This window comes from Donghicola sp. (genome assembly GCF_025210255.1).
GTDB lineage: Bacteria > Pseudomonadota > Alphaproteobacteria > Rhodobacterales > Rhodobacteraceae > Donghicola > Donghicola eburneus.
On record NZ_JAOARZ010000019.1, the window covers coordinates 44,878 to 65,910 of the forward strand.

34 protein-coding genes are annotated in these 21,033 nt (G+C 60.1%); 33 read left to right on the top strand and 1 reads right to left on the bottom strand.

All coding sequences use genetic code 11. The annotated features are described in order from the left end of the window. The first annotated feature begins 87 nt into the window (after positions 1-87). Positions 88-654, top strand: a complete 567-nt coding sequence (locus tag N4A58_RS05990) for a secondary thiamine-phosphate synthase enzyme YjbQ (RefSeq protein WP_293708365.1) — start codon at positions 88-90, stop codon at positions 652-654. Positions 655-860: 206 nt separating this feature from the next. On the opposite strand, the gene N4A58_RS05995 is transcribed toward N4A58_RS05990, so the two are convergent. After that, positions 861-1,454: a S24 family peptidase gene (locus tag N4A58_RS05995; protein ID WP_293708366.1), complete on the bottom strand. Its 594-nt coding sequence runs from the start codon at positions 1,452-1,454 to the stop codon at positions 861-863. A gap of 222 nt (positions 1,455-1,676) precedes the next feature. Here N4A58_RS05995 and N4A58_RS06000 point away from each other — a divergent pair, with 222 nt between their 5' ends. From N4A58_RS06000 to N4A58_RS06155, 32 genes are all read left to right on the top strand, one after another. Further along, entirely contained in the window at positions 1,677-1,922 is a 246-nt protein-coding gene (locus tag N4A58_RS06000) for a hypothetical protein (RefSeq protein ID WP_293708367.1), read from the top strand. Beyond that, positions 1,919-2,629 carry a hypothetical protein gene (locus N4A58_RS06005; RefSeq protein WP_293708368.1) on the top strand — a complete coding sequence of 237 codons (711 nt, stop codon included), beginning with the start codon at positions 1,919-1,921 and terminating at the stop codon, positions 2,627-2,629. Before N4A58_RS06000 ends, N4A58_RS06005 begins: the two co-directional genes overlap by 4 nt. 2 nt (positions 2,630-2,631) lie before the next feature. Further along, a complete protein-coding gene (locus tag N4A58_RS06010) occupies positions 2,632-3,027 on the top strand; it encodes a hypothetical protein (protein ID WP_293708369.1) in 396 nt (131 codons plus the stop codon). After that, complete coding sequence (locus N4A58_RS06015) at positions 3,024-3,872, top strand: ParB N-terminal domain-containing protein (protein ID WP_293708370.1); 849 nt, start codon at positions 3,024-3,026, stop codon at positions 3,870-3,872. Before N4A58_RS06010 ends, N4A58_RS06015 begins: the two co-directional genes overlap by 4 nt. Continuing rightward, a complete protein-coding gene (locus N4A58_RS06020; RefSeq protein ID WP_293708371.1) occupies positions 3,865-6,012 on the top strand; it encodes a transposase domain-containing protein in 2,148 nt (715 codons plus the stop codon). Before N4A58_RS06015 ends, N4A58_RS06020 begins: the two co-directional genes overlap by 8 nt. A gap of 57 nt (positions 6,013-6,069) precedes the next feature. Continuing rightward, complete coding sequence (locus N4A58_RS06025; protein ID WP_293708372.1) at positions 6,070-6,834, top strand: AAA family ATPase; 765 nt, start codon at positions 6,070-6,072, stop codon at positions 6,832-6,834. Next, positions 6,827-7,411 carry a hypothetical protein gene (locus N4A58_RS06030; RefSeq protein ID WP_293708373.1) on the top strand — a complete coding sequence of 195 codons (585 nt, stop codon included), beginning with the start codon at positions 6,827-6,829 and terminating at the stop codon, positions 7,409-7,411. Before N4A58_RS06025 ends, N4A58_RS06030 begins: the two co-directional genes overlap by 8 nt. Continuing rightward, positions 7,408-7,791, top strand: coding sequence for a hypothetical protein (locus tag N4A58_RS06035; protein ID WP_293708374.1), 384 nt, complete (start codon positions 7,408-7,410; stop codon positions 7,789-7,791). The genes N4A58_RS06030 and N4A58_RS06035 overlap by 4 nt, the downstream gene beginning before the upstream one ends. Continuing rightward, entirely contained in the window at positions 7,781-8,311 is a 531-nt protein-coding gene (locus N4A58_RS06040) for a helix-turn-helix domain-containing protein (protein WP_293708375.1), read from the top strand. The genes N4A58_RS06035 and N4A58_RS06040 overlap by 11 nt, the downstream gene beginning before the upstream one ends. Then, the gene (locus N4A58_RS06045; RefSeq protein WP_293708376.1) at positions 8,301-8,537 is read left to right on the top strand and encodes a hypothetical protein; all 237 of its coding nucleotides are present in this window, start codon (positions 8,301-8,303) and stop codon (positions 8,535-8,537) included. The genes N4A58_RS06040 and N4A58_RS06045 overlap by 11 nt, the downstream gene beginning before the upstream one ends. A gap of 17 nt (positions 8,538-8,554) precedes the next feature. After that, a complete protein-coding gene (locus N4A58_RS06050) occupies positions 8,555-9,196 on the top strand; it encodes a DUF3164 family protein (RefSeq protein WP_293708377.1) in 642 nt (213 codons plus the stop codon). Positions 9,197-9,207: 11 nt separating this feature from the next. Next, positions 9,208-9,675, top strand: coding sequence for an ankyrin repeat domain-containing protein (locus N4A58_RS06055; protein WP_293708378.1), 468 nt, complete (start codon positions 9,208-9,210; stop codon positions 9,673-9,675). After that, positions 9,675-9,941 carry a hypothetical protein gene (locus N4A58_RS06060; protein ID WP_293708379.1) on the top strand — a complete coding sequence of 89 codons (267 nt, stop codon included), beginning with the start codon at positions 9,675-9,677 and terminating at the stop codon, positions 9,939-9,941. Before N4A58_RS06055 ends, N4A58_RS06060 begins: the two co-directional genes overlap by 1 nt. Then, a complete protein-coding gene (locus N4A58_RS06065; protein WP_293708380.1) occupies positions 9,941-10,396 on the top strand; it encodes a gp16 family protein in 456 nt (151 codons plus the stop codon). The genes N4A58_RS06060 and N4A58_RS06065 overlap by 1 nt, the downstream gene beginning before the upstream one ends. Further along, positions 10,393-10,653, top strand: a complete 261-nt coding sequence (locus N4A58_RS06070; protein ID WP_293708381.1) for a hypothetical protein — start codon at positions 10,393-10,395, stop codon at positions 10,651-10,653. Before N4A58_RS06065 ends, N4A58_RS06070 begins: the two co-directional genes overlap by 4 nt. Beyond that, complete coding sequence (locus N4A58_RS06075) at positions 10,646-11,002, top strand: helix-turn-helix domain-containing protein (protein WP_293708382.1); 357 nt, start codon at positions 10,646-10,648, stop codon at positions 11,000-11,002. Before N4A58_RS06070 ends, N4A58_RS06075 begins: the two co-directional genes overlap by 8 nt. A 106-nt stretch (positions 11,003-11,108) precedes the next feature. Further along, positions 11,109-11,741, top strand: a complete 633-nt coding sequence (locus N4A58_RS06080) for a TIGR02594 family protein (RefSeq protein ID WP_293708383.1) — start codon at positions 11,109-11,111, stop codon at positions 11,739-11,741. After that, positions 11,741-11,995, top strand: coding sequence for a hypothetical protein (locus tag N4A58_RS06085; RefSeq protein WP_293708384.1), 255 nt, complete (start codon positions 11,741-11,743; stop codon positions 11,993-11,995). Before N4A58_RS06080 ends, N4A58_RS06085 begins: the two co-directional genes overlap by 1 nt. After that, positions 11,988-12,182, top strand: a complete 195-nt coding sequence (locus N4A58_RS06090) for a hypothetical protein (RefSeq protein WP_293708385.1) — start codon at positions 11,988-11,990, stop codon at positions 12,180-12,182. Before N4A58_RS06085 ends, N4A58_RS06090 begins: the two co-directional genes overlap by 8 nt. A 13-nt stretch (positions 12,183-12,195) precedes the next feature. Next, positions 12,196-12,543, top strand: a complete 348-nt coding sequence (locus N4A58_RS06095) for a DUF2730 family protein (protein ID WP_293708386.1) — start codon at positions 12,196-12,198, stop codon at positions 12,541-12,543. Then, on the top strand, positions 12,540-12,839 hold the full coding sequence (locus tag N4A58_RS06100) for a hypothetical protein (RefSeq protein ID WP_293708387.1): 300 nt from the start codon (positions 12,540-12,542) through the stop codon (positions 12,837-12,839). Before N4A58_RS06095 ends, N4A58_RS06100 begins: the two co-directional genes overlap by 4 nt. 3 nt (positions 12,840-12,842) lie before the next feature. Continuing rightward, on the top strand, positions 12,843-13,394 hold the full coding sequence (locus N4A58_RS06105) for a phage protein Gp27 family protein (RefSeq protein ID WP_293708388.1): 552 nt from the start codon (positions 12,843-12,845) through the stop codon (positions 13,392-13,394). Then, positions 13,391-13,711 (top strand): DUF6527 family protein, encoded by a 321-nt coding sequence (locus N4A58_RS06110; protein ID WP_293708389.1) that lies wholly within the window; start codon positions 13,391-13,393, stop codon positions 13,709-13,711. Before N4A58_RS06105 ends, N4A58_RS06110 begins: the two co-directional genes overlap by 4 nt. Continuing rightward, positions 13,711-14,145, top strand: coding sequence for a hypothetical protein (locus N4A58_RS06115; RefSeq protein WP_293708390.1), 435 nt, complete (start codon positions 13,711-13,713; stop codon positions 14,143-14,145). Before N4A58_RS06110 ends, N4A58_RS06115 begins: the two co-directional genes overlap by 1 nt. After that, positions 14,142-14,384, top strand: a complete 243-nt coding sequence (locus tag N4A58_RS06120; protein WP_293708391.1) for a hypothetical protein — start codon at positions 14,142-14,144, stop codon at positions 14,382-14,384. The genes N4A58_RS06115 and N4A58_RS06120 overlap by 4 nt, the downstream gene beginning before the upstream one ends. Further along, complete coding sequence (locus N4A58_RS06125) at positions 14,369-16,030, top strand: terminase family protein (RefSeq protein WP_293708392.1); 1,662 nt, start codon at positions 14,369-14,371, stop codon at positions 16,028-16,030. Before N4A58_RS06120 ends, N4A58_RS06125 begins: the two co-directional genes overlap by 16 nt. A gap of 1 nt (position 16,031) precedes the next feature. Beyond that, complete coding sequence (locus tag N4A58_RS06130; RefSeq protein ID WP_293708393.1) at positions 16,032-16,274, top strand: hypothetical protein; 243 nt, start codon at positions 16,032-16,034, stop codon at positions 16,272-16,274. Next, the gene (locus N4A58_RS06135; RefSeq protein WP_293708394.1) at positions 16,271-16,621 is read left to right on the top strand and encodes a hypothetical protein; all 351 of its coding nucleotides are present in this window, start codon (positions 16,271-16,273) and stop codon (positions 16,619-16,621) included. Before N4A58_RS06130 ends, N4A58_RS06135 begins: the two co-directional genes overlap by 4 nt. After that, positions 16,618-18,255, top strand: a complete 1,638-nt coding sequence (locus tag N4A58_RS06140; protein WP_293708395.1) for a DUF935 domain-containing protein — start codon at positions 16,618-16,620, stop codon at positions 18,253-18,255. The genes N4A58_RS06135 and N4A58_RS06140 overlap by 4 nt, the downstream gene beginning before the upstream one ends. Further along, entirely contained in the window at positions 18,239-19,393 is a 1,155-nt protein-coding gene (locus tag N4A58_RS06145) for a phage minor head protein (RefSeq protein WP_293708396.1), read from the top strand. The genes N4A58_RS06140 and N4A58_RS06145 overlap by 17 nt, the downstream gene beginning before the upstream one ends. Then, complete coding sequence (locus tag N4A58_RS06150) at positions 19,393-19,908, top strand: phage virion morphogenesis protein (RefSeq protein WP_293708397.1); 516 nt, start codon at positions 19,393-19,395, stop codon at positions 19,906-19,908. Before N4A58_RS06145 ends, N4A58_RS06150 begins: the two co-directional genes overlap by 1 nt. Positions 19,909-20,018: 110 nt before the next feature. Then, positions 20,019-21,032, top strand: a complete 1,014-nt coding sequence (locus N4A58_RS06155; protein WP_293708398.1) for a phage protease — start codon at positions 20,019-20,021, stop codon at positions 21,030-21,032. The last annotated feature ends 1 nt before the right edge of the window (position 21,033 follow it).

Here is a 21,033-nt window from a genome sequence, read left to right on the forward strand (position 1 = left end):
TTGGCCGCTGGATCAAGGGGTTGGGCCGTGACGGGCGGCGCGCGGCAGGGTACGCTACGCAGACCCTAGAAAAGAGCAGAACACGCCATGCACACCACCTTTACCATTTCGACCCGCGGTCAGGGCATCTACGAATTCACCCGCGATGTCGCTGATTGGGTGCGCGGCGACGGGGTGCTGACCCTGTTCATCCGGCACACCTCGGCCAGCTTGCTGATCCAGGAAAATGCCGACCCCGAAGTGAAAGTGGATCTGGTCAATTACTTCTCGCGCCTCGTGCCGCCCTCGACCGATCCGGCGATGTCCTATCTGACCCACACTTACGAGGGCCCAGATGACATGCCCGCGCATATCAAAGCCTCTATCCTACCGATTTCATTGACGATTCCTGTGATTGGTGGGCGGCTGGCGCTGGGAACATGGCAGGGCATCTACCTGTTTGAACACCGAGTGTTAGGAGACACACATATCTGCAGTGAAGCGGGAAGAGGTGAGAGGACACGGGAAGAAGTGGGATCACCAATGAAAACAGGCGCTTGCAAGGATGGTGGTGACGATTGGCGGCTTATCGTGGTGACTTGCAGTGAAGCTGTTTTAGAGGGCATCAGCGTCCATGGAGGCCGTCAGAGGCGTCCTCAGGGGCAAAATAGCTAAGTGCTGTTCAACATTGGTTAAATAGCCGTTTGCACCGCCATTTAAGGCGGTTTTTTTGTGCCTTTCGGCCATCGGAACATGCAAATAGAGCCGCAAGTTATGGCGAGCTCTTGCATGTTTGGAAAATCGTAGAGATTTCAATTCGTTGCTGTCTGGCGGCAATTTCGCGGCCGCCGCCGAACATGCAAGAGATTTTTGGGTTCAGATCAGTCTTTGACCGTGTGGCCCCACCAGACGACTTTGCCGATTACGTTCGACGAAGCCCAGGCATTTCGGGCGAGCAGCTCGGGCGCGAAGTCTGGATTGTCCGAGATCAACGCAATGATGTCCCCGACCATTGAAAGGCGTTTTACGCGGGCGCCCTCGTCGGTGCTGAAGGCATAGATCGGGGCCTTGCGGGCTTTGTAGTCCGAAGCGCTGATCGGGATCTCGCGCTTGGATGTATCGATCAGGACCATGTCGCCTGGATGGATCGTTGGCATCATGCTTTGCCCCAGTTGCCCGGCATCGATGCGGGCCAGCACGGCGTTCGAAGGGGCGACCGAGATCTTGCGCAGCCATTCTTTTTTAAAGGCGAGATGATCGACCACGACGCTATCGCCGTTGTTGAAGCCACCACCGGCCGAGAGCGTCGCATCGTGCACCGGTATGTGGGCGTAGGCGTCGCCTGCGATCTGGATCTGTTCGATCGGGCCGGTGTCCCGAGGCGGGCCGATATGAAAATCCAGATTCAAAGCATCGCAAATTGCTTTGACGGTCCCGAGCTTAGGCTCAACCCGCCGAGCATCTCTTCTCAGCACACTGCGAAACTTCTCATAGGGCACTCCCGATCTGATGGCGGCAGCATGAGGGGTCTCTCCCAGTTCATCTAGGCGAGTCTGAACAAGATCAGAAAAGGAAAAATCGCGAGTCATAGTTTGGGATATTACCCGCTTAAAAAACTTATTGACAGTCGGGTAAAAGACCAAATACATATTTGGGTAATCGCCCATATTGAGCGAAGCGAAGCCTAAGGATGAGACATGAAACTGGATGACCTGATCACGCTTGCGAACATGCTCAGCAAGCACCGCGAATTGAGCCTCTCGACCGTTTCGGTGTACGCAGCAAATGACGGAAAGTTCTTCAACAGACTTCAAGAAGGCGGAAGCTGCACCTTCCGCACTGCTGCACGCCTGATGAATTGGTTTAGTGAGAACTGGCCTTCTGATTTGGATTGGCCTGAGGGCATTGAGCGCCCCTCGGCTGCCAAGAAGGCAGCAGCATGATGGAACTGGTAAGAGATTTCCGTCGGAAGTTCGCTCTGTTGATCTGTCCGGAATTGAAAGCCGATGTTTCGGAAGAAGCCGCCATTGCAGACACAAATCTTGAACCGATCCCGCACACGGTGCCTAAAGAGATGAGCAGTGGGAGAACTCAGCGAGAGACACTGATTTATCTAGCTGAAGAGATGGCCGCATATCTTGGTGTGACACACTATGCGATCTCGATGCGCGCACTTGGTAAGGGCGACTTTTTCAAGAACATGATTGAAAAAGGCTATGATTGTCGGACGAGAACCGCGTCCAAGCTAATGTCATGGTTCAGCGACAACTGGCCCGAAGAACTGGAGTGGCCGTCTGACATCCCGCGTCCAGGCGTGGAGGCTACTTCCGAAGTCTTCGCAGCGAATGTTCTTACGCCATCAGACGGCGTCTGGCATCCAGCACTTATCGTTGACGGTCGTCTTCACTGGATTGCACCGGTAACTGGTACAGAGGGGGAAGATCATCTTCGGAAAGTATCCGCAGCATACGTTCACGCCAATCAAACGGTGCCAGACGCCATCCTTCGCGCTCTGTCTCAGGCAACCCCTCAATCTGCTGCCGAAGAAATTCCGCACGCATGCCGAGCGCCGCACGTGACCGCTCAGAATGGCGATCAAGCCACGCACCATTCCCAAGCGTTTCCATCTGCTCGGGCAGGAGATCACTGATTATGTCGCGCCATTCAGCGTCATCGGGAGCAGGTGTCGGCCAAAGCGTGGTCCCACAGCTGATCGATATCAAGAGCAATTCGGCGCTGAGGTCGGAAGTCTTGATTAATCGTATCGGCAAGCCGCCGAAGAGTGGCGATGTCGCGATGGGGGACTGCATTGATTGTGTTCCTCTGATGAGTCGCTCGGCGGATGATACTTTTCGAGCGCCTTCACCCCAAGCGGTGATTGCTGCCTGGCAACGGCACAAAACCCGTCTTCAACAGGCTGTTGAACGGTCGGATGAGTGGTTCGAGACGACGCTGGCGGGCTTCGTCCTGACCGTTTTGATTGTAGCGCTTTTCCTTTTCGGGCTGGCCTTTGGCCTGCCTGCAGCACTTGAGGTTTATATTCGATGACTACCCCCACTTTGATGCAAACCAACCGCGTTCCGGTTGTTGAGATTGTGGTCAAGGATCGCCTGCGTCCAGTGACCGAGGCGGGCGTTGCCAGCCTGATTGCGTCGATTGAAGAGATCGGCGTGATGAAGGACGCCATTCACCTGCGCAAGAAGAAGGACGGTAAGTATTACCTGATCGCCGGTGGGCACCGTCTGGAAGCCGCAAAGCGTCTGGAATGGGCCGAGATCGAGGCAAAGGTCTGGACCAATGTCACCGACGATTGGGCCCGCATCATGGAGATCGACGACAACCTTGCCGGATCAGAAATGAACGCGCTGGATACGGCTGTTTTTCTTGCGACCCGCAAGGTGATATACGAGCGGCTTCACCCAGAGACTAAGCAAGGCGGTGATCGCCGCAGTGCAAGCTTTCAAATGGACACGGGGTCCGTTCGATCTTTTGCCGCCGCGACCGCCGAGAAATTCGGCATGACGGACCGCCATGTGCGCCGGATGATTGCCGCAGGTGCCGCGTTGTCCGAAGAAGACGTTGCCCGCCTTCGGGCTGCCCCGAAGCAGGTTGCGCTGGCAGATCTGCAGGTCATCGGCAAACTGCCGCCAGCCCGCCGCACCGACATCGTCGCCGCCCTATCCGAAGGCCGCGCAAAGAGCGCTGCAAAGGCGCTGTCGAGCATCAAGCGCGAAGAGCGTGGCGACATCACCCTGAACGCCAGTGACACCGCATTGGTCAAGCTGGTCGATCAATGGGCCCGTGCGCCGAAATCGGCCAAGGTGGCGTTCGTCACGAAGTCTCGTGTCGAGCTGCTCGAACTGCTCAGTGATTTAGAGGCCAGCGATGATTGATCTGCAGAAAAGCTGGTGGACTGCCTCCGAGATCGCAGGGGCCGCGCTGCCTGATCTGCCGACGACGCGGCAAGGTGTCGAGGCTGTGATCAAGGCTGAAGAGTGGCGCTCGCAGCCCGCGCTGGCGCGCAAACGCTCGGGACGTGGTGGCGGCTGGGAGTATCACTGGCGCTTGTTCCCTGTTGCCGCTCAACGCCAGCTTCTGGCGCACTCGAAGGCTGACGCGTCTTCTGAAGACCAGAAGATGTCTCGTGATGAGGCGTGGGAGTATTTCGACGGGCTCCCGACGCCTTCGAAGTTAAAGGCTCGGATGCGCTTGAAGATCCTTCAGGAGGTCGACAGCCTTGCTGTCGCGATGGCTAAGAATGCGGCGGTGGATTTCATCTCTGAGCAACGCAGCATCAGCTCTCGGACGATCTGGAACTGGTTTTCATTGGTGGACAACGTCGACCCTGCAGACTGGCTGGCCTATCTGGCTCCGATGAACCGCAAGGGCGCGGATCGCACCCAGAAGACGGCAGCGGATACCCAGTTTTATACGTGGTTGAAAGCTGACTATCTTCGGATCGGTGGCGGCAGCTTTGCATCGAGCTATCGACGTGTGGTGCGCCTGTGTAAAGCAGAGGGGGTCAAGTACTTGACCGAGACTACCGCGCGCCGATGGATCGAGCGCGCAGTGCCTCGAATTAGCCGTGTCTTCATGCGGGAAGGTGAGAAAGGGCTTCTGCGCTGCTTCCCGCCGCAAATCCGCGACCGCTCTTCCCTGAGTGCCTTGGAGGGCGTCAACGCTGACTGCCACAAGATCGACGTGTTTGTGAGCTGGCCGGGCTTTGAAAAACCCATCCGTCCCCAGATCGTTGCGTTTCAGGACCTCTATTCTGGGAAGTTCCTATCGTGGCGGGTGGACGTCGACCCGAACAAGGTCGCAGTGATGTCGGCGTTCCGGGAACTGCTTGAGAAGTGGGGCATCCCGACGCACTGCCTTTTCGACAACGGCCGAGAGTTCGCAAACAAGTGGCTGACGGGCGGTGCCCCGACGCGCTTCCGTTTCAAGGTCGCCGAGGACGAGCCGCTTGGTGTTCTGTCGCTGCTTGGCGTCCAGATCCATTGGGCAACGCCTGGACATGGTCAGGCCAAGCCGATTGAACGGGGCTTCCGTGACTTTGCGGATGACATCGCGCGAGATCCTCGCTTCCACGGCGCATATACCGGTCACAAGCCTGATGCGAAGCCAGAGAACTATATGTCTAAGGCGATCGATCTGGAGCTGTTTCTCCAAGTCGTGGCTGAGGGCATTGCCGAACACAATGCTCGCGTCGGTCGCCGCACTGACGCCGCGCAAGGCCGCAGCTTCGATGAGACCTTCGCCGCCAGTTACGAGGCAGCGCCGATCCGTAAGGCCACCGAAGAACAGCTGCGCCTGTGCCTGATGGCCGCTGAGGTTCGCAAGCTGCATGCCACACATGGACGGATGACCCTGCACAAGAACGGCTACTGGGCCGACTGGATGAACGAACTGGCTGGCCAAAAGATTGTGGCGCGGTTCAATCCGGAGAATCTGCATGCGGGCGTCTACATCTACAGCCTGGAAGGCGAGTATCTTGGATATGCCGAGTGCCAGGACAAGTCCGGCTTCTTCGATCTGGCATCGGCGCAGTCTGCAGCACGCGAAAACTCACGCCGTCTGCGTGAACAGCGCCGCGTAGCAAAGTCTTTGCGGCCCCTGTCTGTTGGCGGGCTGTCCGACGATCTGAACAACCTTCCAAAACGCGAGGAAGTCACGCTGGAAAGCAAGGTGGTCAAGTTGGCCGAACTCAACGAGATCCAGCGTCTCGAAGAGCGGAAACTTGGAACAAAACGCGAGCGGCCCCTTCCGGCGCCGACATCGACACCGGACCAAGAGCAGAACCTCTTGGAGTTCAGAAAACGGTTTGCGGCAAAGCAGGCCGAGAAAGCAGTCGACGTTGCGGATAGTGCACGTGGCCGCTTTCACCAGGCACTCGAACTTGAGCGCCGCATGGAAATCGGAAGCCCCGTCGGGGTGGAAGAGGAAGAGTGGCTGAAAGGCTACCAAGAAACTGCCGAATACAAGGCAGAGAAGAAAGTCCACCAAGCCTTCAAATCAGGCTCGGCTGGGTAAGCGGTGCCGCCAGAGTGACCGCTCTGACGACACCTAAGATCATAACCAAGAAAAATTATGAGTATGGAGAAGATGAACAATAATTCTGCGAGTCGCAATCTTGCACCGCTGCGCAACGTGTCGAATTTTCTGACCCTCGCCAATCGCCTTCAAGAGCGTGGCGCTGGTCTGCCGGGAATGGGCTGCTTTTACGGCCCATCGGGATACGGCAAAACGACGGCTAGCCTCTATTCTGCCAACGAGGTTGATGCGTGCGCAGTTCAGTGCAAGTCCGTCTGGACACAGAAGAAGCTGTGCCAGACCATTTGTAAAGAACTGGGACAGACCCCTCAGAAATCGATTGCTGATATGGTCGATCAGATTGCTGAGGCGCTTGCCCGCTCACGGCGGCCTCTGATTATCGATGAGGCGGACTTCCTCGTTAAGAAAAACATGATCGAGATCGTACGGGACCTGTACGAGAGCTCGATGGTGCCTGTGATCCTGATCGGCGAAGAGCAACTGCCTCAGAAGCTGGCCAAGTGGGAGCGCGTTCACGGTCGCATCTTGAGCTGGGTGGCTGCGGAACCTGCGGACGATAGCGACTTCGAGCTGCTTCAAGAAATCCGCTGCCCAGGGGTGGAACTGTCTCCGGAACTGATTGCCGAGATGAAGCGTGCGAGCCGCGGCTCAGCCCGCCGGATCGTCGAGAACTTGGAGTTGGCGCGCGAGATCGCGGCGATCCGAGGGGTCAAGGCGCTCGGGAAAAAGGAGTGGGGCAACCGTGCATTCTTCGCGGGTCAGACGCCGCAGGTTCGTCAGGAGTTGCTGCATCATGGCTAATGTAAAGAAGCGCATCCAACGCGACCGCCTCTGGGGCATTGCGCGTGTCATGGGAGAGTTCACCTACAACGACCTCTCTGCTGACAGCAAACGCCCGATGAACTACGTGCAGAAGGCCGTTAAAGACTGGGTTAAAGACGGCTTTGTCAAAGACAGCGGCCGCAAGAATGTCCGGAACCGGATCATCTTCGAGGTGATCAAAGGTGGCGAGATGGACATTCCGCCGGTGTACGACAACGAGGGCCGCATCATCAAAGACGATGAGGCATCCCCCGAGGGGCTGATGTGGCGCACGATCCGTCATCTGCGCACCTTCAACCCGTCCGATGTCGCGATGCACTCCAACACCACCAAGGTTGAGGTCAGCGTCGAGGCAGCACGCAAGTACTGCCAGTTCCTTCTGGCAGGGGGCTATCTGCGGGTCGAACGCAAGGCAGTGCCGGGCGTTAAAGAGGCCGTTTACACCCTGATCAGCAATACCGGCGTGTTCCCCCCGATCGAGAAGCGGGTGCGCGTGGTTTATGACCAGAACACGTGTGAGATCATTCACACCTTCGCAGTTGGGGGTGTGGCATGAGCGGTCCCGTTGAAAAGGCACAGGCCGCATGGGGCGCTGATCTTCCGGCATGGGTTGAGGGGTTGGCCAAGGCCTGCGCCGCATCTAGCCAGAACAAGGTTGCCGCGAAGCTGGGGCTGAGTGCCGCCCTGATCTCGAACGTACTTGCGAACAAATACCCAGGCGATTTGGCCCGCATCAGCGATCTGTATCGCGGGGCCTATGAGAGCGCCGAGGTCGACTGCCCAGGTTTGGGGCGCATCGCGCTCGATGCCTGCCACGGTTGGCGCAAGAAGGCGAAGTCGCTGCAGAACGCCAATGCCCTGAACGTGCAGATGTTCCGCGCATGCAACGGCTGCAAACTGTTCCTCAAAACCGAAGGAGGCACCGATGACGAGTAAGAATTTGAACGACAAAGAGCGGATCATCGAACTGGCGAAAGCTGGGGTGCGTCCGAAGATCCTTGCCAAGTTCTTTGGCCACACGCCCGGCACGATTTCGATGTTCCTGACCGAAGCGCGCAAGAACGGGGAGCCGATCAAGAAGTTCGTCAATGGCACTGGCGGTTTGAGCGAGGAAGCGGTGCTTCTTTATCTTGATGGTATGACCCCGAACAGCATAGCGAAACAGCTCGGGTGCCCTGCCAGCACGGTCTATTGGGCGATCAAGGTCACCAAGGATCGCGGCTTGCCGATAGACGAAACCCCGCATGGCATCGCCCGCGCGGATCAGGTGATCGTTCGGATCAAAGAGAAGAACGCCTTCGCCATCAGCAAAGAGGCAAAGCGTCGGGGGATGACCCCGACGGACCTCGCAGACCGCGTGATCACCGCTGTCCTGACCGACAACCTGTTCGATGCGGTTCTGGATGAGGACGCCCCCGAAAGCACCAGCCAGAAAGGGGCCAGCCATGTCCATTGAGCGCGCTGCCTACATCAGCCTCGACGAAGACGACATCGTGACTGGCATCGTCGAGGATGAGCTGAGCCTGATGACCGTTCTGACCAAACTCTACGAAACAGAGAAGGGGCGTGACGCGGTCGCGCGGCAGATGGGGGATGACTTCTACAGCACCCCCGAGCAGCTCGCCCTGATCGGCCATCTGGAGGGGCTCACGCAGTACCTCTTCGAACTGGCGAAACAGTGATTTCAAGGAACATTAAAATGACGATGAATAGCACTACTCCCAACGCCACCATGATCGACGGCACTGAGTATCTGGCCGATGGCAAAGGCCGTCTGCAGCCCGTCGCCACCATCAAACCTGCCGACATTCTGGAACACGAGACGGTCCACAAGGTGATCAAGTACGCCCGTGACCTGAGCGAACAGGTCGCGCGGTTCAAAGAGCACACCTTCGACGATCTGACCGCCTTCGAGGGCATCCTCGAACAGGAATACGGCACCACCAAAGGCGGGGCCAAAGGCAACAAGACGTTCATGTCGTTCGACGGCCTGATGAAGGTGCAGGTCGCGGTGCAGGATCACATCGACTTCGGCCCGCAGCTGCAGGTCGCAAAGGGCTTGATCGACGAGTGCCTGAACGAGTGGGCGAATGATGCAGGCCCCGAGCTGCGCACGATCGTCACCCGTGCGTTCAACACCGACAAAACGGGGCAGGTGAACCGCGCCGAGGTCTTCATGCTGCTGCGCCTCGAAATCGACGATGCGCGCTGGAAGAAGGCCATGGAGGCGATCCGCGATGCGATGCGGGTCGTCGGTTCAAAGACCTACGTGCGCTGCTACGAGCGGGCCGACCAGACTGCACCGTGGTCGCCCATCACCATCGATCTGGCCAAGGCATAAGGGAGGCAACCATGGAACCGATGAAGCTCTCGATCGCTTACAATGCACTCGACAAAGGGGACTATGTGCCCCTGCACACCCTGCGCTATGTCGACAACGAAGGTTGGACGCTGGTCCACTACGCGGCGGTTTTCAACAATCTGCGCATGGTGAGGACGCTCTTCAACATGGGCATTGCCGTCGGGGTGCGTAGCCACACCGGACAGACGCCAGCAGACTGCGCCCGCAAGATGGGACACAACCCTCTGGCGCTTTACCTCGATAGCTGCGCGCAGCACCAGGCAGAGGCTGAAGACACCCTGCGCCAAGTCGAACGCCCCGCAGCGGCCAAGTTGCCCAAGAAGCGCGGCTTGTCGCGTCTGATCAGCTGGTCGCGCTGGCATGCCCCCGACTGGGGGGTCGGCTTTGGTCGCTATGACGGGGCCTTCGAGGCCCATCTCGGCCACAACATTCTGCGCTTTGCTCCGGAGGGAAACTGATGACTGTACGTGCCCAAGTATTCCTGGAAGAAGACGCGCGCGTCGCGCCTCTGAAATCCTTCGAAGTGATCGACTTCGACGTCGAGAACATCGACGCGCTGGCAACGCTCTTGGAAGAGACCAACGTGATCAAGGGTACCGTGATCATGTCGGATCGCGGAGAGGGGCGGGACCGTGTGGTCACAGGCCGCTACCCCGTCCTGCTGAGCACGGCCAAGGTCACCCGCGTCAGCCCCGCAGGCTGGACCTACGTGGAGCAGGACTGATGTCGGGATCTCTGCAGCGTAAAATCCACGTCGGCTGCAAACAGCTGGGCCTCGATAACGAGGCTCGGCGCACCCTGCAGCTGGTCGAGACCGGCAAAGAGAGCCTGAAGGACATGGACGAGGGCGACATGCTGAAGGTCCTTGCGCGCCTGAAGCGCGACGGCTTCACCGATGCCAAGCCCAAGGCCAAGCGCCACCCCAAGGCGAAGCGTGCTGACCTGCGCCTGATCCATGTGCTCTGGTCAAAGCTTGGCGAGGCGGGGGCACTGAAGGACCCGAGCCGCACAGGTCTGAACAAGTTCATCCGTACCCGCTTCGAGGCGAACTGGGGCTCTGTTCCTGCGGATGTCGACATGCTGGCTGACAGCATCCAGATCGATGACGTTGTCCAGGCACTCAAGGCATGGGCATCGCGGGTCGAGGCGGACTTCGACTTCATGGAGCATCGCAAGTGAAGAAGCCCGTGCACTCTGTCTCTGATCATGCGGTTCTGCGCTACCTCGAACGCGTCAAGGGCGTGGACGTGGAAGCCTGCCGCACTGAGATCGGCCGCATCGTCGATCGGGGCATGGCACTGGGTGCGGTTGGAGTTGTGATTGATGCGTTTGTGTATCGTATCGAAAACCAGTGCGTGGTGACGGTGTACCGCCGCAACCACCCCCGCGTCGGCCACAAGGGCCGTCGCCATCTGCGCGGAGGGGGCGATGAGTAAAACGCCGCGTCCGCCTGCTCACATCGCGGCTTATGTCGAGGTCTTAGGCCCAGACATGGCCGTGGAGTTCCTGCTCAGCTTCGGCGGGGCAGAGCTCTATCTCCCTGCCAACCCACGCGGCCGGTCCAAGGTCGAGGCGCTGGTCGGGGCCGAAAACGTCAAAGCACTACAAGCGCGCGCCGGGGAACTCTCGGCGCGCGTTCCCACTGCGAAGCCCTGGATCGCGCAGGTCTTCGCATCGAAGGGCTTGCCAGTTGCGGAAATCGCCCGCAAACTGCACACAACTGACGTGACCGTGCGCAAGTATCTCCGCGCAGGTCCCGATCCGCGACAACTTTCCCTGATCTGATAGGCCACCCCGCAAACCCTAGCGGATGTGTCCATTTCCCTGTCTGAAGCATCCTGAGCCCATCGTTTGAATATAGATTTCAACATGGCTCAGGAGCTCGCAGACCATGCAGGCACTATACAAGATCGCAGAGGCCCATATCGGCCTGATGGAGTGGCCAGGGGCCAAGCACAATCCTGAAATCGTGAAGATGTACGAGGCCTCGGGCCACGGCTGGGTCAAGGATGACGAGACCCCGTGGTGCGCGGCCTTTGTTGGCTCGTGCCTTGCCCAAGCGGGCATGAAGGGCACCGGCAAGCTCGATGCACGGTCCTACCTGAAGTGGGGCGAAGAGGTTGCGCTCGAAGATGCCGAGTTCGGTGACATCGTTGTGCTGTGGCGCGGAAGCCGTGACAGCTGGAAGGGCCACGTGGGCTTTTATGCAGGCATCGACGTCAACGGCAACATCCTCTTGATCGGTGGCAACCAGGGCAACGCCGTCAGCAAGGCAGGGTTCAAGCGTGACCGCCTTCTGGGTGTCCGCCGTGCCAAGATGCCCCGCACCTCGATCACCGAGTCAACGACCGTTCAAGCGATTGGGGGCGGTGCCATCGGCAACGCGGCTACGGCCTTCACTGTGATCCCCCAGCTCAGCGGCACGGCACAGATCATCGCGATTATCGGCTTCATGGCGATCGGTGCGGTGCTGGCCTACGTCTATCTGGAGCGGAAGCGCAAATGGGAGCTGGGGGACCGCTGATGCTGTCTCTCAAAGCTCTGTGGGCGCGGGTCCTGAATTGGATCCCGTCCCCCTCGGCGATCTGGCTGGCCTTGGCCGTCATCGCTTCGGGCCTTCTCGCCACCCTGCGCCGCGATGCTGTTGCCCGCCGCGACTACAAAGCCCTCAAAAAAGACTTGGACGCCGCCGATGAAATCCGCCGCCGTGTTGATGTTGCTCGTACTGACCATGACCGCGGGGTGCGCCCGTATAAAGACGCTGGTTGGCGTGACTGACGCCAGCGTTGATGGCGCGTCTATCGCTGCGCCATCAGGCCCGACCGCAGGGGCGCTTTGCCGTGCCTGGGGCGAGAGCCTGCCGACCCGTTCGCGGTCGGATACCGAAGTGACCAAAAGTGAGATTGAGGCTGGGTATGCCGCATTCGCAGGGGCCTGCCCCGACCATGACCACCTTATACCCTGAGGATCGAAGACCTGTGGAACAGGAAGCGATAAAACTCTGGATCACAGTCGCCACCTTCCTCTCGGCGCTGTTATCCGGCATCTATACGTTCTTCGCCACGCGGCAGAAAGACACCGAGAAGCGCTTCAAGGAAAGCGACACCAAGATCGATGCCGTCGTGAAGCGCGTGGACAAGCTAGAGAACAGCGTCGAGGCGCTGCCGAGCAAAGAAGACTTTCACAAGCTTGACGTGGCCCTGGCCCGCATGACCGGCGACATCCGCTCTCTTGGCGTGATGCTCGAAGGTCAAGGCGAAATCATGACCCGACTAGAGCGCGTTGTGACGCGCCATGAAGACCACCTACTGGAGGGCCGGAAGTGACCCGCTATCTCGAAACGCTGCAGGCCCACGCGCGCCTGACCATTCTGCGCCTGCTCGACGAGGCCCCGCGCTACACCTCGAACGTCTCGATGTTGACGCAGCTGATGCACCCCTACGGGATCACCTACACCCGCGACCAGGTCACGACCGAAGTGCATTGGCTCAAAGAGCAAGGCTTTGTTTCGACCGAGGACCACAACGGGTTCGTCATCGTCACGGCCACCGCCCGCGGGATCGAGATCGCCCACGGCATCGCCACGCATCCGGGCGTTCAGCGTCCCCGTCCGGGGGCATGATGGATGCCAGCACCGCGCAAGATAGATTTGCTGCCCGAGGAAATCCGCGACTGGCTGCGTGAAGAGCTGAGCCAGCGCGGCTTTGGCGACATCGAGGACGTCACTGGCGCCCTGAATGATCGCCTTGAAGAGAACGGTCTGTCCCTGTCGATCGGCAAGTCTGCCGTGGGGCGGTTTTCAAAAGCCCTTAAAGACCAGCGTGAAGCTTTCTCGATTGCCGAGACGCTGCTGTCTGACATGGACATCGAGGCCGAGGGCGAGCTGCACAAGGTGCTGATGCAGATGATCGCGACCTCTGCCGTGCACATGATCCATGCCGTGCGCGAAGAGGACGGCCACCTCGACCCCAAGGACCTGATGAACCTCGGGCGCATGCTCAAGGATCTGATGTCGTCGTCGGGTATGCGCGAGAAGCTCTTGAAGGACGAACGCGACCGGATCGAGCGCAAGGCGCGCGAAGAGGCGGCGACCGAGATGGAGGCCATCGCCCGCGAAGGCGGTCTCACCGATGACGCGATCCAGACATTCCGGAAGAAACTGTTGGGGGTATCATGACCACTGCGATCTACGACAAAGAAGACAAGCTGCGCGCCATCCACTACCCCGACCGCAAGCTGCACAAACAGCAAAAGATCAAAGGCTCTTACTGGCTGCCTATGGATGACCCGAAAGAGGGCGACGTGCAGGGCTTCTGGTTTGTGTGCCCCTGTGGCTGCTCTGAGCTTTATCGCATCCCGGTTGGCATGAAGATGAAGCCCGCAATCGGTTGGCGTTGGAATGGGGTCTATGACGCGATCTCGATCGAGCCTGCTGTCGAGATCACAGGCCACCTGAAGGCCAAGCTGACTGACGGCTACTGGGAGATCCTCTGATGGCGACCCCGGCACAGATTGCAAACGACCTCGAAGAGCACGGCAAGGCCCTCAAGGGGCGCGGGATGGACATGCTCTGCCGCTCACTGATGCGCGGTGCGGACACCATCCGCCAGTTGATGGATCAGGTCACTGTGAAAGAGACCGAGGTTTCCCAACAACGTATTCGTAGTTCGACTTTGGTGCGCGAGATCGCCGACTTGGCTCGCAAGCAGAAGCCAGAGGGCGAAGAGCTACTCAAACGCGCAGTGGGCATTCTCGTAGTTGAAGGCTGCGTATGCGCTGAACTTCTGCAACGGGAGCTTGGGGTAGATGCCGAAACCGCAGCAAAGCTCATTCAGGAAATGCATTTTCGTCAGATCAGCACGCTCATTCAATCATACGGGAAAGTGATGCCCTTGGGCGCAATGCACAAAGCGGAGGCGACCGCGTGAACGCCGCCAATCTCTGCCGCTCTGATCGTGCGGTGATTTCAGACCTCGCCAAGTATGGCCGGCTGCGCAGCGTGCCCGAGGTGCAGGTGCGCCGTCTGGTGCGGCGCGGTCTGGTGCACAAGGTCCGCGACGATGTGATCCTCGCAAAGGGCGCATGGCAGGCTGTTTTGGAGGCGAACGCCCCCGATGCACCGAAACCCAAAGGCATTCGGAGACTGTGGTCATGGCTGACACGCTGAACGATCAGGACTTCGATGCCCGCCGCGCCGAGAATAACCAGTCGCTGCCCGAGGCTCTCAGCACCGATGAGGGTCTGCCCGCTGTCCTGCTGAACTATCAGGCTCGCCTGTTGGCCACGACCGCCGCCGAGCAGTTGGTGGTCTGCGAGAAGTCCCGCCGGATCGGTATGACATGGGCCGTGGGGGCAGACGCCGTGCTGACCGCTGGTGCCCGTCGCAGCGCCGGGGGCATGGATGTGCTCTACATCGGCTATAACTTGGACATGGCCAGAGAGTTCATCGACACCTGCGCCATGTGGGCACGGGCGTTCATCCCTGCGGCCTCTGGGGTCGAGCAGTTCCTGTTCAAGGATCAGGATGACGGCGGCGAAGAGAAAGACATCAACGCGTTCCGCATCCGGTTTGCCTCGGGCTATGAGATCGTCGCCCTGACCTCGAAGCCGCGCTCACTGCGGGGCCGTCAGGGGTATGTGATCTTCGACGAGGCCGCGTTCCACGATGAGCTGGCCGAGCTGCTGAAGGCCGCCATGGCGCTCTTGATGTGGGGCGGCAAGGTGCTCGTCATCTCGACCCATGATGGGGCGGACAACCCGTTCAATCTGCTGATCAAGGACATCCATTCTGGCGAACGTGCTGGCGAGGTCCTGACAGTGACCTTTGAAGACGCCATTGAAGACGGTCTTTACGAGCGGATCGCGCTGGTCACGGGCAAGCCGAACACGCCAGAGGCAAAGCAGGCGTGGATCGACAGCATCTTCAAGTTCTATGGCGCCGATGCGGACGAAGAGCTGCACTGCATTCCGAAAGCAGGCACTGGCGTCTGGCTGCCCGCTCCGCTGATCGAGGCACGGATGACCGCCGATGCCCCGATCCTGCGTCTGGAGCTGCCCGAGGACTTCCTGCGCCGGTCCGATGCGGATCAGGCTGAAACCATGCGCCCGTTCTATGCGGAACTGGATGCCGTCCTGCAGGGGCTCGACCTGTCTCGCCAGTATGCTCTTGGCTTCGACTTTGCCCGCGTGGCTGACCTGACCGTCCTCGACCTTCTGGGCATCGATCCGGACCTGACCCGCCGCGAGGCCTTGGCGGTCGAGATGCGCAACGTGCCAGGGCGCGAGCAGTGCGAGGTCACCCGCCGCGTCATGGCCCATGTGCGCGAACGCCTGATCGGCGCTGCCTTTGACGCCACCGGCATGGGCTGGATCGTGGCCGAGGAAATGGGCCGCGAGTTTGGCCTGCGCGAAAGCGAGGACAGCGGCGGCGTTGTCTGGGCCATCAAGTTCAGCGTCGAGTGGTATCGCCAGCACATGCCAGGACTTAAAAAGCGGTTCGAGGACGGCACCATCGCGCTTGCGCCGGATGCAGAGCACGTGACCGACCTGCGGGCCGTCAAGGAAATCCGTGGGGTGCCTCGGGTGCCCGATGTGCGGACAGGCACCAGCGGCATGCGCCGTCACGGCGACTATGCGATCGCGCTGGCGCTGGCCGACTTTGCCAGCCGTCAGGACTGGGTCGAATACCACTACACATCCGTCGCCCCGACCTCTGGCCAAATCCCAGAGGACGATGACGAGGCGCAGGACGCCGCGGGCGGGCGGTCATGGCTGAGAGCGCCCCTTGGGGCACGGCTACGCGGAGGGCTTTGAGATGGAAACCATTGAACAACTGCTTTTGATGTGCGGCATCGGGCTCTTCGTGGGAATTGGTGCGGGCTTCGGCTGGCAGTTCGCCATGTCGATCGACACGGTGATCGGCCAAGCCGTTCGAGCGATTGGCAAGCGGTCAAAGGGTGCGGGGCAGAAGGATCGGGTTCGTGTGGGCGGGTATTCCGCGCCGAATGAACCTTGTGGTCCGCCGCCATATTCAGGTGGTCGGGGGGAGAAGAAATGAACTCAGATCAATATCATCTTTGCAAGATCGCAGAAGAGTGCGCGGAAGTTGCGCAGCGTGCGCTCAAGGCGCAGCAATTCGGCTTGCAAGAAGTTCAAGCCGGGCAAGAGCGGAACAACCTAGAAAGGCTGCTTTCCGAGTTTCATGATCTCGTCGCCACCTTTGAAAACTTCCTGTCGCAAGTCGGGAAGCAACAAAGAGTCCTGCCCAACCATTTTCAGCGCCAAGCACGGTTAGAAAAGATGGAGAAATTCTTAAACCTCGCCATCCGGCTGAACCAAGTTGATGCGGATGTATCAGTCCGCTCGAAAAATTCCGGACAAAGTGAGTGCGAGACAAAATCATGACGCTGCTAGACCAATGGGGTCGCCCCGTAGAGAAGCGCATTCTGACCGAGGAAGTCTCGGCGGCCAGCATCGGGTCTGTGCGGACCCCTGTGACCGGCTATCCGGCGGATGGTCTGACCCCTGACCGGCTCGCTGGCATTCTGCGCGCAGCCGACACAGGCGATGCGGTCCAGTATCTGGAATTGGCCGAGGCGATTGAAGAGCGGGATCTGCACTACTCGGGCGTTCTGGGGACGCGGAAGCGCAGTGTCAGCCAGATCGGGTTCTCGATCGAGGATGCCAGCGATGACCCGCTGCAGGTCAAAATGGCCGAGCGGGTGCGCGAATGGCTACGCCGCGACGAGCTGACCGACGAGGTCTTTGACATCCTCGACGCCGTGGGCAAGGGCTACAGCCACACTGAAATCATCTGGGACACCTCGGAAGGGCAGTGGAGCCCCGCGCGTCTGGAATACCGCGACCCCCGCTGGTTCCGGTTTGACCGCCGAGATCTGACCACGCCGATCATGCTGTCCGAGCACGGGCAGGAAATGCCCTATCCGGCGTTCAAGTTCATCTTTGCCCGCATGAAGGCAAAGTCGGGTCTGCCCCTGCGCTCTGGCATTGCCCGCCTTGCGGTGTGGTCGTGGATGTTCAAGGCCTACACCCAGCGCGATTGGGCGATCTTTACCCAGACCTATGGCCAGCCCATCCGGATCGGCCGCTATGGTCAGGGGGCCAGCGCCGAGGACCGCAAAACTCTGTTCCGGGCTGTGGCCAACATCGGCGGCGATTGCGCGGCGATCATCCCCGAGAGCATGCGGATCGAGTTCGTCGAAAGCGGGAACGTCGGGTCATCGACCGACCATTACGAGAGCCGATGCAACTGGCTCGATAAGCAGGTCTCGAAGGCAATCCTCGGGCAGACCTCGACCACCGATGCCGAGGTGGGCGGTCTCGGGTCGGGAAAAGAACATCGCGAGGTTCAGAAAGACATTGAGACGGCGGATGCGAATGCGCTGGCGGCAATCCTCAACCGCGATCTCATTCGCCCTTGGATGCAGCTGGAGTTCGGCCCCCAGCGCGACTACCCGCGCCTGAAGATCGAGCGCCCCGAGCCGGAAGACCTCAAGGCCTTCACCGACGCGGTGACCCCGCTCGTGGATCGCGGACTTCGGGTTTCGACCTCGTCCGTGCTGTCGAAGTTCGGCCTGAAGGAAGCGGCAGAGGGAGAGAGCGTTTTGAGCCCTGCCGCCGGGAAAACCGCCTCAGAGGCCCCGCCTGTGCCATCTGCCCCCTCGGATGGGGCCGAGGATATGGCAGGGAGCGCCGTTAAATACCCATTTAATACCCCAACGCCCTCCGCGCGCCCAACTGTGGCCGCGCAGGCCCAAGAGGGCTCAGCGGGCCATTCTGAGCCGTTCGACCCTTCGGTGGTCCGATTGGCCAGTGAAGCAGCTCCGCTGGTGGGCAAAATGGTCGAGCAGATCGAGGCGATGATGGAGGCCGCTGGGGATCTCGACGAGCTGCACGAGATGCTGACCCATGCCTTCCCCGATATTCCGATCAGTGATCTGGCCGATGTTCTGGGAGCGGCGCAGACCGCCGCTGCAGCAGGTGGCCGCGCAGCCATAGAGGATGACGCCCGTGACTGAAATCGCCGCGATCTTTCGCCAGCCCTTCACCGAGCAGGTGACCGCGTTCCGCCAGCGCCTTGGCAATCTCGTCCCGACTGCCGCGTGGGATGACCTTTGGCAGGCCGAACATGATCGAGCGTTTATGGTGGCAGGGGCGATCAAAGCCGATCTTCTGACCGATCTGGCCAGTGCGGTGGATCGCGCAGTGACAGAGGGCACGGGGCTGGAGGCGTTTCGCCGCGACTTTCGCAAGATCGTCGAGACCCGCGGCTGGCACGGCTGGACCGGCGAGGGCAGTCAGGGCGGCGAGGCATGGCGCACCCGCGTCATCTACCGCACCAACATGGCCACCAGCTACCACGGGGGCCGTTTTGCGCAGCTCGAAGCGGGCGGGTTTAAATACTGGGTTTACCGGCACGGCGGCTCGATCGAACCGCGCCTGCACCATCTGGCATGGGATCGGATCGCGCTGGAGCCCGATCACCCGTTCTGGCTGACCCACTATCCGCCGAATGGCTGGGGCTGCAGCTGCTATGCCGTGGGCGCACGGACCCGCGCCGGCATTGCCCGTGTGGGCGGTGATCCGGACAAGGTTTTACCCGATGGCTGGGAGATGCTCGACGCCAAGACAGGCGCGCCCTCAGGTATCGGTAAGGGATGGGCCTACGCACCAGGGGCAACCGTGAGCCATACGGTGCAGGTTCTGGCGGAAAAAGCAGTGGATTGGCCGTCGCAGATCGCCAGCGGGTTCATGGCCGAATTGCCAGAGACTGTGATCGACCAGTTTGGTGCGGCTTACCGAGCTTTGACCAGCGTGGCCGATGATCTGGGGCGATTCGCCGCAAATGTAGAAGCAGGCTTTAGCGGGGCGGCGTTCCGCCCGCTGGGGCCGGTCCAGAGCCAGTGGTCGCAGGTGCTGCAAGAGATCGCGCCCGATCAGATGCAGTTTGCTCTCACCCGTGGGGGCATGAACGCCCTTTTGGGGCAGGGACACACCCGCGAGCAGGTCTCGCAGCTCGGGCAAGCGCTGAATGACATCGCGTCACTGCAGGTGCGCGGCAATGCGATCGAGGTAACCCATGGGGGCGGCATTCTGGATCTCGTCCCCAAACTCGATCAGCGCATGCTCAACATCGTCGGTTGGCGGACCAGCTGATGATCAAAGCTGATGTTCAGGCCAATGAGGTGAAGGCGGCGCTGGCCCGTGTGGCGGGTGCGGTGTCAGACATGCGTCCTCTGATGCAAGAGCTCGGCGAGATCATGATCGAGCGCACCAAGGGCAACTTCAAAGAGGGCCAGAGCCCGGACGGGCAAAAGTGGGCGGCCAAAACCCCCGCGACCTTGGAGGCCTACAGGGCTCGCAAAGACCCGATTGATCCCCGTCCGCTCTTCGGCCCTTCAAAGCAGCTTTCAACACAGATTTTCTACGAGGCCGAGCCGGGCGAAGTGCGCTGGGGCTCGAACCTGATTTATGCCGCTGTGATGCAGTTTGGGGCCAAAAAGGGGGCGTTCGGGACAAAGAGCGGTACAGACAAGCGCGGGCGGAAGTTCTCTATGCCCATGCCTTGGGGCGATATCCCCGCGCGCCCCTATCTCGGCGTCGGGACCGAAGACAGCCGCATTCTGATCGAAGCCATTGAAGAATACCTCTCCGAGGCCTTAGGGGATTGACCGAAGCCGTCCTGCGGCGCACCCTAAGAGCACGTTTCCCCAGATTTTAGAGAAGACCCCGCAAGCCCTAGCGGCTGCATTGCTTTGCGCGCCATCGGCAATATCGCCCTATGAGCACGCAGACACATATCGCCCTTCTTGCCGAGCAGACGCTCGAAGCATCGATCCCCCAGTGGATCCACATTCTGCCGGTTGGTGATGTCCAGACGGTAGATGACCGTGGCCCATACCGCGCCCTGAACCTGCCCGCCATCATCGCGGCCTCGTTCGACGCACGGTCCCGCATTCCCATCGACGAAAACCACTCTCTACACCTCGCCGCAGGCAAGGGGCTTCCGAGCCCTGCGCGCGGCTGGATTGTCGAGATGGACGCTCGCGCTGACGGCATCTGGGGCCGCGTGGAGTGGAGCAAGACGGGCCGCGAGATGATGGCCGAGCGCCAGTATCGCTCTGTGTCTCCTGTGATCCTGCACACCGACAAAAAAGAAATCATCGCGATCGAGGCGGTCAGCCTCGTGAACCGCCCGAACCTGCGCGGACTGACCGCGCTCAATATGGAGCACCCCACAATGACGTTCATGGAACGCCTGATCGAGGCTCTCGGCCTCACACCGGACGCGACCGAAGAAGATGTGATGAAGGCCATCGCCGCGACCAAGAAAGACGACGAGGTCGCTATGCAATCTGCGCTGGTCACTGTCGGAACCGCTCTGGGGGCGGCAGGCACGAGCCCTGATGACCTGGTCAACACAGCCCGCGCTCTGAACGCGGCCAATGCCGAACTGACGCAGACCGTCACCGCGCTCCAGTCCGAGAACGCGACGCTCAAATCTACGGCGGCCCGCAAAACTGCAGAGGACGCCGTCGACGCCGCGATCCGTGCCAAGCGCGTCGGGGTCAAGGCCAGCCGCGATGCCTACATCTCGATGCACATGGAAAACGCCGAGCGCACTGAGGCCATCCTGAACGGCCTGCCGAGCCTCGACGACACCCAGACCACTGCCACGCCTCCCTCGGGCGACGTGACCCAGACCTCCCTGAATAGCGAACAGATGAAGGTCGCTGACCTTCTGGGCATTCCCCACGATGCCTACGCAAAAACTCTTGCTGCCGAGAAGGACTAAG